This window comes from Streptomyces sp. NPDC104814 (genome assembly GCF_055583185.1).
This window is the reverse complement of record NZ_JBVJOL010000010.1, coordinates 171,542-184,735: the sequence shown is the minus strand read 5'-3', so window position 1 is coordinate 184,735 and position 13,194 is coordinate 171,542. Positions and strand designations below refer to the sequence as shown.

The 13,194-nt window shown below is 71.1% G+C and carries 8 protein-coding genes; 2 read left to right on the top strand and 6 right to left on the bottom strand.

Translation table 11 applies throughout. The annotated features are described in order from the left end of the window. Positions 1–59: 59 nt before the first annotated feature. Both ACZ64A_RS29195 and ACZ64A_RS29190 read right to left on the bottom strand, forming a co-directional pair. Positions 60–962: a tRNA (adenine-N1)-methyltransferase gene (locus ACZ64A_RS29195; RefSeq protein WP_469814538.1), complete on the bottom strand. Its 903-nt coding sequence runs from the start codon at positions 960–962 to the stop codon at positions 60–62. A gap of 62 nt (positions 963–1,024) precedes the next feature. After that, on the bottom strand, positions 1,025–2,671 hold the full coding sequence (locus ACZ64A_RS29190) for a site-2 protease family protein (protein ID WP_469814537.1): 1,647 nt from the start codon (positions 2,669–2,671) through the stop codon (positions 1,025–1,027). Positions 2,672–3,345: 674 nt separating this feature from the next. Here ACZ64A_RS29190 and ACZ64A_RS29185 point away from each other — a divergent pair. After that, positions 3,346–4,248: a RecB family exonuclease gene (locus ACZ64A_RS29185; RefSeq protein ID WP_469814811.1), complete on the top strand. Its 903-nt coding sequence runs from the start codon at positions 3,346–3,348 to the stop codon at positions 4,246–4,248. 120 nt (positions 4,249–4,368) lie between these two features. Then, positions 4,369–5,040, top strand: coding sequence for a response regulator transcription factor (locus ACZ64A_RS29180; RefSeq protein ID WP_361625498.1), 672 nt, complete (start codon positions 4,369–4,371; stop codon positions 5,038–5,040). Positions 5,041–5,127: 87 nt separating this feature from the next. Here the strand turns inward: ACZ64A_RS29180 and ACZ64A_RS29175 are convergent, their stop codons facing one another. The 4 genes from ACZ64A_RS29175 to metH form a co-directional block, all read right to left on the bottom strand. After that, positions 5,128–6,708, bottom strand: coding sequence for an ABC transporter substrate-binding protein (locus ACZ64A_RS29175; protein ID WP_469814536.1), 1,581 nt, complete (start codon positions 6,706–6,708; stop codon positions 5,128–5,130). Between the two features lie 68 nt (positions 6,709–6,776). After that, complete coding sequence (locus ACZ64A_RS29170) at positions 6,777–8,381, bottom strand: ABC transporter substrate-binding protein (RefSeq protein ID WP_469814535.1); 1,605 nt, start codon at positions 8,379–8,381, stop codon at positions 6,777–6,779. A 447-nt stretch (positions 8,382–8,828) separates the two neighbouring features. Next, entirely contained in the window at positions 8,829–9,530 is a 702-nt protein-coding gene (locus tag ACZ64A_RS29165) for an HAD family hydrolase (RefSeq protein ID WP_469814533.1), read from the bottom strand. Between the two features lie 125 nt (positions 9,531–9,655). Continuing rightward, the gene (gene metH, locus ACZ64A_RS29160) at positions 9,656–13,168 is read right to left on the bottom strand and encodes a methionine synthase (protein ID WP_469814532.1); all 3,513 of its coding nucleotides are present in this window, start codon (positions 13,166–13,168) and stop codon (positions 9,656–9,658) included. Positions 13,169–13,194: the final 26 nt, after the last annotated feature.

The window sequence follows — 13,194 nt, the reverse complement described above, 5'->3', positions numbered from 1 at the left end:
CGCGCGGGGTGCGGGAACTGGGCCACGGCGCCGGTGCGTTGCCGTGGTGAGGGCGGGCCTCAGCGGCCGAGGCCGCCGTCGGCGTTGGGGCCGCTGTAGTCCTCGCCGTAGGCGCCCTTGGCGGGGCGGCGGCGGCGCATGGGCGGCTCGACGCCGTCGGCGAGGCGGCGGGCGGTGAGGAGGAAGCCGGTGTGGCCGATCATCCGGTGGTCCGGGCGCACGGCGAGGCCCTCGATGTGCCAGTTGCGGATCATGGTCTCCCAGGCGGTCGGCTCGTTGAAGCCGCCGATCTCCCGGATGGACTCCACGGTCCGGGCGAGCTGGGTGGTGGTGGCGACGTAGCAGCAGAGGATGCCGCCGGGGACCAGCGCCTTGGAGACGGCCTCCAGGCACTCCCAGGGGGCGAGCATGTCGAGGATGACGCGGTCGACGTCGGTGTCGGACAGGTTGTCCTGCAGGTCGCCGACGGTGAGCTGCCAGGCCGGGTGCGGGCCGCCGAAGTAGCGCTCCACGTTCTGCTGGGCGATCTCCGCGAAGTCCTCGCGGCGCTCGTAGCTGTGCAGCATGCCCTGGTCGCCGATGGCCCGCAGCAGGAAGCTGCTGAGGGAGCCCGAGCCGACTCCGGCCTCCACGACGCGTGCGCCGGGGAAGATGTCGGCGAAGGCGAGGATCTGCCCCGCGTCCTTCGGGTAGACGACGGCTGCCCCGCGGGGCATGGACAGGACGTAGTCGGGGAGCAGGGGGCGCAGCGCGAGGTAGGCGACGTTGCCGGTGGTGCGGACAACGCTGCCCTCGGGAGCGCCGATCAGTTCGTCGTGCGGGAAGCTCCCCTTGTGGGTGTGGAAGTTCTTCCCGGCCTCGAGCGTGAACGTGTAGTGGCGGCCCTTGGGGTCGGTCAGCTGTACCTGGTCCCCGACCTTGAAGGGCCCGCGTCGGCGGGCGGCACCGGTCGGTTCGGACATGTGACCAGCCTACCGGGGTTTGCGGGGGCCGCGGACCACCCCCCGGCCGGGGTGAGCGGGGCTCAGCTGGGGCGGGCCATGGCCTTGACGAAGGCGCGCTCGACGTCGGCGGCGGACAGGACGCCGTAGATCTCGCCGGTGTCCTCGACGACGAGGTATTCGGTGGCGGGTGTGGCGCGCAGGACTTCGAGGAGGTCTTCGCCGGCCAGTTCGGCGGAGACGCGCATGCCGTCGGTGAGGTCCTGGGCGAGGTTGCTGACGGTGACCCAGGGGCGGCGGTGTTCGGGGACGCCGACGATGGCGGCCTCGCGGACGAGGGAGAGGGGTTCGCCGTCGGTGTCGACGACGACGAGGGCGCGGGCGCCGGCCTCGTTGGCGCGGCGCAGGGCCTCGGAGAGCGGGGTGTCGGTGTGGACGGGGACGGCGCGTCGGGTGAGGGTGCGGGCGCGCAGTTCGGGCAGGTGCTCGCGCAGGCGGGCGACGCGCAGGCTGTTGCCGGCTCCCGTCCAGATGATCGCGGCGAGGATGGCGGCGAGCAGGGCGTCGGTGACGGTGTCCATGCCGACGCTGTCCTCGGCGGTCGCGCCGAGGGCACCGGACTGCGTGAGCAGCGGCAGGCCGATCAGGACGGAGACGGCGAGGGCGCGGCCGACCCAGGCGGCGGCGATCGTGCCGCTCATGGGCCTGCCGGTGATCTTCCAGACGATGGCGCGGAGCATGCGGCCGCCGTCGAGGGGCAGGCCGGGCAGGAAGTTGAAGATCGCCACGATGAGGTTGGAGATCATCAGGCCGGCGAGCAGGACGCCGGGGACGGTGCCGGGTTCGACGGGCTGCATGGCGAGGTAGAAGACGCCGGCGAGGACGAGGGAGAGCAGCGGGCCGACGAAGGCGAGGACGAATTCCCGGCCGGGGGTCTCGGCCTCTTTCTCGATTTCGCTGACGCCGCCGAAGAACTGCAGCTGGATGCGGCGCACCGGGAGCTTGAAGCGCAGGGCCGCGACGGTGTGGGCCAGCTCGTGGACGAGCACGGAGGCGTAGAAGGCGACGGCGAAGAAGAGGGAGACGAGGTAGCGGGCGGCGCCGAGCTCGGGCAGTACGCGGTCGAGCTGACCGCCGAAGACCCAGGTGATCAGCGCGGCGACGAGGAACCAGCTGGGCGCGACGTACACGGGCACGCCGAAGGGGCGGCCCATGAGCAGCCCGCTGCGGGGCTCCGGGGGGCGCGGGGGGCGTCCGCCGGATCCCGCGTGGGCGTGACTGCGGTCGGGGTGCTGATCGTGCGGACCGGCGCCGGGGGTGTGGTGCGCGTGCGGGGGGTTGGGGGGCGCGGGCGGAGTGGGGTGGTGGGGGGCGGGGGGCTCGCCGGGGGCGTCCGGCTCGTTGTTTTGTGCGGGCGTCCCGGAGGTGGCCGGCTCATTGCTCTGTGCGGGCGTCGCAGGGGTGCCGGGGCCGGTCGGGCGGGCGGGCTCGTCGGCGGGGTGGGCGGGCGCTGCGGGGGCCTTCGCGCCGGAGGCCGGCTCGTCGCCGGGGTGGGCGCCGGGAGCGGGTGTCGCAGGGGTGGTCTTCGGGTCGGCGTGGCCGGGCGACCCGTGGGGGCCGGTGGGGTCGGGGTGTGCGGGGGCGGCGGGCGGGGTGGGCACGCCGGTGTGGGGCTTCGCCGCCTCGTCGTCACCCGACCGCGGCTGCGCGCTCCGGCCGCTCTCGTCCACGGTGTCCCCTCGTTCGAAGCGTCTTCCGAGCCGGCCGGCCGGAAGCGGTCTCGGGTCGATGGTATGCGTCCGTCGCGGCGCGTTCCGCCCCGGCACCCCCCGTGTTCGCCGTGCCGTACCCCTCCCGCGGGGGTCGCGGGTTGGGTCACTGTCAGTGGCGGGCCGTAAGGTCTTGGGGCATGGAGACGAGCAGCGAGGGTACGGCCGAGCCGGGCGGCGGCGACACCGGGACGGTGGCGCCCGCGTCCGGGGCGCGAGGCGTGGCGAGGGCGCACGGGCCGCTCTCCACGACGGTGCCGGGCCAGGACGCGGGACGCGGGGTGGCGGCGGACACGCCGTCGATACGGCCCGCTGCCGACACGTCCCCCGAGGCGACCGCCCCCGCCGACGCGTCCCCGGAGCCTTCCGACTCTGCCGACGCGTCCCCGGAGCCTTCCGACTCTGCCGACGCGTCCCCGGAGCCTTCCGACTCTGCCGACGCGTCCCCGGAGCCCGAACCCGCCGCGTCCCCCGAGGTGACCGCCCCCACCGACGCGACCCCGGAGCCCGCCGCCCCTGCCGAGGCAGCCGCGGAGCCTGCTGCCCCCACCGACGCGTCCCCGGAGCCTTCCGAATCTGCCGACGCAGCCGCGGAGACCGTCGGCAGCGCGGCGTCCGTGGCCGGGGGCGGTGCGCTGCCCCTGGTGGTGCTGCCCTCCTCGGAGGACGGGCATCCGGAGGCCGCCGCCCCTGTCGCGCCGCGGCCGGACCGTTCCGCGCCGGTCAGCCTGTCGCCCTCCCGGGCCGGTGATTTCATGCAGTGCCCGTTGCTGTACCGGTTCCGGGTGATCGACCGGCTGCCGGAGAAGCCGAGCGCGGCGGCCACGCGGGGCACGCTGGTGCACGCGGTGCTGGAGCGGTTGTTCGACGCTCCGGCGGCCGAGCGGACCGCGCCGCGCGCCAAGTCGCTGATCCCGGGGCAGTGGGAGCGGCTGCGGGAGAGCCGCCCGGAGGTCACCGAGCTGTTCGCCGACGATCCGGACGGCGAGCGGCTGGCGCAGTGGCTGACGGAGGCCGAGCAGCTCGTGGAGCGCTGGTTCACGCTGGAGGACCCGACGCGTCTGGAGCCGGCGGAGCGTGAGCTGTTCGTCGAGGCTCAGCTGGAGTCGGGGCTGACCCTGCGCGGGATCATCGACCGGGTGGACGTCGCGCCCACCGGGGAGGTGCGGATCGTCGACTACAAGACCGGCAAGGCGCCCCGGCCCGAGTACGCGGAGGGGGCGCTGTTCCAGATGAAGTTCTACGCCCTGGTGGTGTGGCGTCTGAAGAACGTCGTGCCCCGGCGGTTGCAGCTGGTCTACCTCGGCAGTGGGGACGTCCTGACCTACGATCCGGTCCTCGCCGACCTGGAGCGGGTGGAGCGCAAGCTGCTGGCGCTGTGGGAGGCGATCCGGCGGGCCACCGAGACCGGTGAGTGGCGGCCGCGGCCGACGAAGCTGTGCGGCTGGTGCGATCACCAGGCGCACTGCCCGGAGTTCGGCGGCACTCCCCCGCCGTATCCGCTCCCGGTGCGTGCGGACGGCTCCGGCGGCGCCTGAGCCGCGGGTCCGTCCCGGAGGGTGAGGGGCGGTGGGGCGTGATCCGTACGGGCTGCCCCGGGGGCGGTCCGGGTGGCGGGTGCAGGGCAGAATGGGCCCGGACGAGCGAAGGAGACTCACGTGGCCATCCGTGTCCTACTGGTCGACGACCAGCCGCTGCTGCGTACGGGCTTCCGGATGATCCTGGAGGCGGAGCAGGACATCGCGGTCGTCGGCGAGGCCGGGGACGGCCTCCAGGCGCTCGACCAGGTGCGTGCCCTGCAGCCCGACGTCGTGCTGATGGACATCCGTATGCCCCGCATGGACGGCGTGGAGGCGACCCGGCAGATCACCGGGCCGGAGCGCAACGGTCCGGCGAAGGTGCTGGTGCTGACGACGTTCGACCTCGACGAGTACGTGGTGGAGGCGCTGCGTGCGGGGGCGAGCGGCTTCCTGCTGAAGGACGCGCCGGCGAACGAGCTGGTGCAGGCGATCCGTGTGGTGGCGGGCGGGGAGGCGATGCTCGCGCCGAGCATCACCCGGCGCCTGCTGGACAAGTACGCCACCCATCTGCCCTCCGGTGAGGAACCTGTGCCGGACACGCTGCACACGCTGACCGACCGTGAGGTCGAGGTGCTGAAGCTGGTGGCGCGGGGGCTGTCGAACGCGGAGATCGCCGCCGATCTGTTCGTCAGTGAGACCACCGTCAAGACGCATGTGGGTCATGTGCTGACGAAGCTGGGTCTGCGTGACCGTGTGCAGGCGGCGGTGTACGCCTACGAGAGCGGTCTGGTGCGCCCGGGCGCCCAGTAAGGACGCGCCGTTGCTTCACGTCGTGCGAGGGCGCCCCTCCCCCCGGCTGTCCGGGGGAAGGGGCGCCCTTGGTGTGCGGGTGGCCGCTCAGCCCTTGTGCAGCTCCCAGAAGCGGAACACGGTGGAGGCGTCGAGGCAGGACTCGAGGCCGTAGACGCCGTCGCGGACCACGGCGTACTGCTTGCCCTGCCACACGGGCAGGACGGGTACGTCGTCGGCGACGATGTCCTGGAGTTCGCCGTATTCCTTGCCGGTGGAGGCGCGGTCGCTCTGGGCCGCGGTGCGCGGGATGAGCGTGCCGGTGATGGTCTTGTTGCTGTAGTTGTTGTCCAGCACGTTGCCCTTGCCGAAGAAGGGGGCGGTGAAGTTGTCGGCGTCCGGGTAGTCGGGGACCCAGCCCTTGACGTAGACGCCGTACTTGCCGGCCGCGATGTCCTTCTCGTACTGGTCGAAGGCCACCGACTTCACGTCGGCCTCGAACAGCCCGCTGGCGTTGAGCTGGCCGGCTATCGCCTTCAGTTCCGCGTCGGTGGCGGGGCCGTAGCGGGCCGGGGTGGACCACAGGGTGAGCTTGACCTTGCCGGTGATGCCGGCGGCGCGCAGGGCTTCCTTGGCCTGGGCCTTGGAGGGGCGGGCGCCGTAGGTGTTGAAGAACGACGTGGTGTGGCCGGCGATGCCGGCCGGGATGATCGAGTACAGCGGGGTCGCGGTGCCCTGGTAGACGTCCCGGATGAGGGCGTCGCGGTCGAGGAGGTGGGCGATGGCCTTGCGTACGCCGGCCTTTCCGGCGACCGGGTCGTTCATGTTGAAGACCAGGTGCTGGACTTCGGCGCTGCTGCCCTCGACCACCTCGACGCCCGAACTGCCGCCGCTCTTCTGGATGTCGGCGATGTCGGCCGCGCTCAGACCGCGGTAGGCGGCGTCGACCTTGCCGTCGAGGAGGGCCTTCTTCAGGGCGCTCTGGTCGCCGTGGAAGAACTTCAGCGTGACGCCGGAGTTCTTCACCTTGGCGGTGCCGTTGTAGTTGCCGTTGACGGAGAAGACGGCCTCTTCGTCGTTGAAGGAGTCCAGCTTGTACGGGCCGGAGCCGACGGCCTTGCCGTCCTTGCGCAGGCCGTTCGCGTCGTACTGGCTGTGGTCGACGATGGATCCGGCGCCGGAGGCGATCTTGCTGGGGAAGGTCGCGTCGGAGGTCTTGAGCTGGAAGACGACCGTCTTGTCGTCCGGTGTCTCCACCGAGGCGAGCGAGGGGAACATGACCGCCGGGCCGGCCGGGTCGTTGATCTTCAGCATGCGGTCGAAGGAGAACTTCACGTCCTTCGAGGTGAGCGTGTCACCGTTGCTGAACTTGAGGTCGTCCTTGAGGGTGCACCGGTAGACCTGGGCCTGGGTGTCGGTGAAGCCGCACTGCTTCGCCGCTTCCGGCTGCGGCTCGGTGGCTCCCTCGGGGAAGCTGAGCAGCGACTGGAAGACGTTGTTGAACAACAGCCAGGAACCGGGGTCGTAGCCCGAGGCGGGGTCCGTGGCCAGGACGTCGTCGGACATCCCCATCACCACGGCGGACCCGGTGCCCCCGGAATCGCCGTTCTCCGTTCCGCATCCGGTCAACAGGCCGGAGGCCAGCCCGGCCACGAGGGGCAGGACCGGCCACTGGTTGCGCATGTTCACGTACGTGTGCCTTGTCTTCGGTTCTCCGACGGCCCGGGGCCCGTCGCCGGGTCCCGGGCAAGGGTGCGTCAGCCGCTCACACCGCGGCCCAGCTCCCACAGCTGCAGGGTCGAGGTGTTGTTCAACGCGTAGGCGGTGCCCGTGATGTCGTCGCGGGCGGCGACGTACTGCTTACCCTGCCACAGCGGCAGAACGGGCACGTCGTCGGCCACGATGTCCTGGATGTCCGTCAGGCTCCGCGCGGCGGCGAGGCGGTCGGCCTCGCGCCGGGACTGCGGGATCAGCTGGTTGATGATCTCGCTGTTGCGGTACGGCGACTTGAGGAAGTTGTCCTTGTCGAGGAACGGCGCGAGGTAGTTGTCGGCGTCCGGGAAGTCCGGGAACCAGCCCATGCCCCACACGTCGTAGGTGCCCTTGCGCTCGGCGGGGACGAAGGCGTCCCAGGGGGTGCCCTGGATCTGGACGTCGAACAGCCCGCTGGCGTTGAGCTGCTGCTGGAGCACCTCGAACTCGCGCTTGGTGACCGCGCCGTAGTGGTCGGTGGTGTAGTGCAGGGTCAGCTTGACCGGGGTGGTGATGCCGGCCTTCGCGAGCAGCGACTTGGCCTTGGCCTTGCTGGGCTCGCCGTACTTGTTGAAGAACGAGTTGGAGTGGCCGGTGACGGTGGCCGGGACCAGGGAGTACAGGGCTTCGGCCTGGGTGCCGTACACCTGGGAGACGAGGGCGGCGCGGTCGACGACCTGGGCGACGGCCTGGCGCACGGCCTTGTCCTTGACGGACGGGGCGTCGGTGTTGAAGGCCAGGTAGCGGATCTCCAGGCCGGGCATGTCCAGCAGGTCGATGTTCTTGCCGGAGCCGGCCTGCAGCTTGCGCACCTGGTCCGGGGACATGGTGCGGCTCATGAGGTCGATGTCGCCCTTTTCGAGCGCTGCGCCCATGGCGTCGGCGCTGTCGAAGGAGTCCAGCTCGACCTTGTCGTTGTTCACGGTCAAGGACCCCTTGTAGTCGGGGTTCTTGGTGAAGACGGCCTTGGTCATGGAGTCGCCGCTGGTCTCGGCCTTGAGGGTGTACGGCCCGGAGCCGTCGACCGAGAAGCCTTCGCGCAGTTTGTCCTTGGGGTAGTCGGCGGGGTCGACGATGCCCGCGACGGGGGTGGACAGCTTGTACGGGAAGGTCGCGTCGGCGGTCTTCAGGTGGAAGACGACCTCCTTGTCGCCCTGGGTCTCGACCGTGTCGACGGTGGACAGCAGGGACGCCACTCCGGAGTCGGCCTGGATGGCGCGGGCGCGGTCGATGGAGTACTTCACGGCGTTCGCGGTGACGGCGTCGCCGCCCGCGAACGTCAGTCCGTCGCGCAGCTTGCAGGCGTAGCGCTCGTTGCCGCTGTCGGTGAAGCCGCAGCTCTGCGCCGCCTCGGGGACCGGCTGGCCGCCGCCCTTGGGCAGGGTCATCAGGGTCTGCACGGTCTGGCGCAGGATGTTCCAGCTGCCGACGTCGTAGGCGTAGGCGGGGTCGAGCGGCGCCGGGGCGTCCTTCGTGGCGGTGAACCGGTCCGTGGTGCCGACGACGATGGCCTTCCCGCCGCTGCTGCTGCCGTCGGTGCTGCCGCACGCGGCGAGCACGGGGGCGAGCAGGCCTGCCATGGCCGGCAGCACCAGAGTCTTGCGGTTCATGCTCGAGTTTCTCCAGAGCGTCTGACTCCGTGTATCCGGCATGCAGGGGTGTCGCAGCGGAGCACGGGGGTAAGGGGCGATGTTCTCGCGATGAGATTAGTCCGCGCCCGCGGGCCGGTTCGCGGGCCATGGAGCCGGTGCCCCATCACGCTGCGAAACCGGGCGGGGACGCAACGAAAACCCGACAGGGGAAGGATTCGTGCAGGGTTTCATCAATCGGGACACAAGGGTGCGCGCTGCGGCCGCCGTTGGGGGTGTGTGGCGCCGCGTCAGCCCCGGCCCGGGCCTGCCGGGCGTGGGGAACGTCACACGCGGGCAGGGGGGCACGGGGGCGCAATTCGCCCTCGGCGTGCGCCGTGAATTCCGCCGGAGCGCCGTCCGCCGCCCCTGGGCGGAATGTCCCGGCAATGGCCGGGACACGCTGGGTGAACGGTTACCGCATTTCCGTCAGCGCATTTGCGTCATCAGGCCGCGCAGAAATGCGAGATCGACTTCTTCGAGCGAGGTCACGACGGTGCGCCGGTCGGCGGGTCCGATGGGTGCCACGGAGGGTACGGCGACGACGTGGCAGCCGGCGGCCTCGGCGGCCGCGACGCCGGTGGCGGTGTCCTCGACGACGGCGCAGCGGGTCGGGTCGACGCCCAGGCCGGCTGCCGCGAGCAGGTAGGGGTCGGGGTGCGGCTTGGTCCGGGAGACCTCGTCGCCGGCGATGCTCAGCGAGAAGTGGTGGGGGCCGAGCGTGGTCAGCACGCGGTCGATGATGCGGCGGTGGGAGGCGGAGACCAGGGCGGTCGGCACGCCCTGCTCGTGCAGTTCCGCCAGCAGCCGGGCCGCGCCCGGCATCAGCGGCAGGGCCTCGCCGATCCGGTCCTCGAAGCCCTGGTTGAGCAGGACGGTCAGCTCGGCGAGGGGGATGTCGGCGCCCGTCGCCTCGATCAGGAACCCCGCGCTGCGGGTCATGGGACCGCCGACCACGACATGGCGCCATGCGTCGTCGAGGGCGTGGCCGAGGGCGGCGAACACCTCGACCTCGACGTCCCACCAGAAGCCCTCGGTGTCCACCAGGGTGCCGTCCATGTCCAGGAGGACGGCCTGCAGTGCGGAGCCTTCGGCCGTCTTGGTACCGGGTGCGGGGACCGTCGTCGTCATCCGGCGTACCTCCTTGGGGACGATCAGGCCGGTTCCCGACGGGAACCGGCCTGCGGTGGACCGACCAGTGTACGACGAATTCGATCGACATGCCCAAGATGCCGGTCACGGCCTGTCGAACGGGGTCACCGTGCGTTGAAGTACTTCGCCTCCGGGTGGTGGATCACGATGGCGTCGGTGGACTGCTCGGGGTGAAGCTGGAACTCCTCCGACAGGTGCACGCCGATGCGTTCCGGCTGGAGCAGGTCGGCGATCTTGGCGCGGTCCTCCAGGTCGGGGCAGGCGCCGTAGCCCAGCGAGAAGCGGGCACCGCGGTACTTCAGCTCGAACATGCCCTCGATCTCGGCCGGGTCCTCGCCGGCGAATCCGAGCTCGGAGCGCACGCGCGCGTGCCAGTACTCGGCGAGGGCCTCCGCGAGCTGGACGGACAGGCCGTGCAGCTCCAGGTAGTCGCGGTAGGCGTTGGCCTCGAACATGCGCGCCGTCTCCTCGCCGATGCGCGAGCCGACGGTCACGACCTGGAAGCCGACGACGTCGGTCTGTCCCGACTCCTCCGGGCGGAAGAAGTCGGCCAGGCACAGCCGGCGGCCGCGGCGCTGGCGCGGGAAGGTGAAGCGGGTGCGTTCGTTGCCCTGCTCGTCCAGGACGATCAGGTCGTCGTCCTTGGACACGCACGGGAAGTAGCCGTAGACGACGGCCGCCTCCAGCAGGTTCTCCGTCTGCAGGCGGTCCAGCAGGCCGCGCAGCCGGGGCCGGCCCTCGGACTCGACCAGCTCCTCGTAGGTGGGGCCCTCGCCGGTGCGGGCCTGCTTCAGCCCCCACTGGCCCTTGAACAGGGCGCCCTCGTCGAGCCAGGAGGCGTACTCCTTGAGCTGGATGCCCTTGATGACGCGGGTGCCCCAGAACGGCGGCTCGGGCACCGGGTTGTCGGTGGCCACGTCGGAGCGGACGTGCCCCTCCTGCGGGCGCTCCTCGACCTCGACGGTCGCCGCCCTGACCCGGCGCTGCTTCAGCTCGGGCAGCTTGGCGCCGGGCACGCCGCGCTTGACGCCGATGAGGGCGTCCATCAGGCGCAGGCCCTCGAAGGCGTCACGGGCGTAGCGGACCTCGCCCTGGTAGATCTCGTGCAGGTCCTGCTCGACGTAGGCGCGGGTCAGCGCGGCGCCGCCGAGGATGACCGGGTACTTGCCGGCGAGCTCGCGCTGGTTGAGCTCCTCCAGGTTCTCCTTCATGATCACTGTGGACTTCACCAGCAGCCCGGACATGCCGATCACATCGGCCCGGTGTTCCTCGGCGGCCTCCAGGATCGCCGAGACGGGCTGCTTGATGCCCAGGTTGACCACGTTGTAGCCGTTGTTCGACAGGATGATGTCGACCAGGTTCTTGCCGATGTCGTGCACGTCCCCGCGGACCGTGGCCAGCACGATCGTGCCCTTGCCCGCCTCGTCGGTCTTCTCCATGTGCGGTTCGAGGTGGGCGACGGCCGTCTTCATCACCTCGGCGGACTGGAGGACGAACGGCAGCTGCATCTGGCCGGAGCCGAACAGCTCACCGACCACCTTCATGCCGTCCAGCAGCGTCTCGTTGACGATGTCCAGGGCGGAGCGGGCGGTGAGCGCCTCGTCGAGGTCGGCCTCCAGGCCGTTGCGCTCGCCGTCGATGATGCGGCGCTTGAGGCGCTCCTCGAGCGGCAGCGCGGCCAGCTCCTCGGCCTTGGACGCCTTCAGCGACTTGGCGGTCGCGCCCTCGAACAGCTGCATGAGCTTCTGCAGCGGGTCGTAGCCCTCGGCGCGCCGGTCGTGGATCAGGTCCAGCGCGGTTTGGACCTCTTCCTCGCTGAACCGGGCGATCGGCAGGATCTTCGAGGCGTGCACGATCGCCGAGTCCAGCCCGGCCTTCACACACTCGTCCAGGAAGACGGAGTTGAGCAGGATGCGGGCGGCCGGGTTCAGACCGAAGGAGATGTTCGACAGACCGAGGGTGGTCTGCACGTTCGGGTGGCGGCGCTTGAGTTCGCGGATGCCCTCGATGGTGGCGACGCCGTCCTTGCGGGACTCCTCCTGACCGGTACAGATGGTGAAGGTGAGGCAGTCGATGAGGATGTCCTCCTCACGGATGCCCCAGTTCCCGGTCAGGTCGGCGATCAGCCGCTCGGCGATCTCCACCTTCTTCTCAGCCGTGCGGGCCTGGCCCTCCTCGTCGATGGTCAGCGCGATCAGCGCCGCGCCGTGCTCCTTGGCGAGCTGGGTGACCTTGGCGAAGCGGGACTCGGGGCCGTCCCCGTCCTCGTAGTTCACCGAGTTGATCACCGCGCGGCCGCCGAGCTTCTCCAGCCCGGCCCGGATGACCGGCACCTCCGTGGAGTCCAGCACGATCGGCAGCGTCGACGCCGTGGCGAAGCGCCCGGCCAGTTCCTCCATGTCCGCGACGCCGTCGCGGCCGACGTAGTCCACGCACAGGTCGAGCATGTGCGCGCCCTCGCGGATCTGCTCGCGGGCCATCTCCACGCAGTCGTCCCAGCGGCCCTCCAGCATCGCCTCACGGAACTTCTTCGACCCGTTGGCGTTGGTGCGCTCACCGATCGCGAGGTAGGAGGTGTCCTGCCGGAACGGCACCGTCTGGTAGAGGGAGGCGGCACCCGGCTCGGGGGCCGGGTGGCGCTCGGCGGGGGCGAGGTCACGCACCCGCTCCACGACCTGCCGCAGGTGCTCGGGGGTCGTACCGCAGCAGCCGCCCACCAGGGACAGGCCGTAGTCGCGGACGAAGTTCTCCTGGGCGTCGGCCAGGCCCTCGGGGCCGAGCGGGAAGTGCGCGCCGTCCTTGGTGAGGATCGGCAGACCGGCGTTGGGCATGCACAGCAGCGGGATGCGGGAGTGGCGCGTGAGGTAGCGCAGGTGCTCGCTCATCTCGGCGGGGCCGGTGGAGCAGTTCAGGCCGATCATGTCGATGCCGAGCGGCTCCAGCGCGGTCAGCGCGGCGCCGATCTCGGAGCCGAGCAGCATGGTGCCGGTCGTCTCGAAGGCCATCGACACCAGCAGCGGTACGTCGAGGCCGGACAGCTCGATCGCGCGGCGGGCGGCGACGACGGAGGCCTTGGTCTGCAGCAGGTCCTGCGTGGTCTCCACGATCAGGGCGTCGGCGCCGCCGGCGAGCAGGCCCTCGGCGTTGGCCTGGTAGCCGTCGCGGATCGTCGTGTAGCCGACGTGGCCGAGCGTGGGCAGCTTGGTGCCGGGGCCGACGGAGCCGAGCACCCAGCGGGGGCGTCCGTCGCGGGCGGCGAACTCGTCGGCCACCTCGCGGGCGATGCGGGCGCCGGCCTCGGACAGCTCGTGGACGCGGTCGGAGATCTCGTACTCGGCGGCGGCCGTGTGGTTGGCGCCGAAGGTGTTCGTCTCGACGCAGTCCACGCCGGCCGCGAAGTACTCCTCGTGGACCGAGCGGACGATGTCGGGGCGGGTGACGTTGAGGATCTCGTTGCAGCCTTCGAGCTGCTGGAAGTCGTCCAGGGTGGGGTCCTGCGCCTGGAGCATGGTGCCCATCGCTCCGTCGGCGACCACCACACGGGTGGCGAGCGCCTCTCGGAGCGCGGACACACGTGTCCGGCTGTCGGCGGAAGGGGTCAGCGGCGACGAGGCCATGAAGGGGCTCCCTTTGATGCGACGGC

Bases quoted from the DNA above. Each gene is read 5' to 3' on its own strand.
- ACZ64A_RS29170 (WP_469814535.1), bottom strand. From the start codon at position 8,381: ATGAACCGCAAGACTCTGGTGCTGCCGGCCATGGCAGGCCTGCTCGCC.
- ACZ64A_RS29165 (WP_469814533.1), bottom strand. From the start codon at position 9,530: ATGACGACGACGGTCCCCGCACCCGGTACCAAGACGGCCGAAGGCTCC.
- metH (WP_469814532.1), bottom strand. From the start codon at position 13,168: ATGGCCTCGTCGCCGCTGACCCCTTCCGCCGACAGCCGGACACGTGTG.
- ACZ64A_RS29195 (WP_469814538.1), bottom strand. From the start codon at position 962: ATGTCCGAACCGACCGGTGCCGCCCGCCGACGCGGGCCCTTCAAGGTC.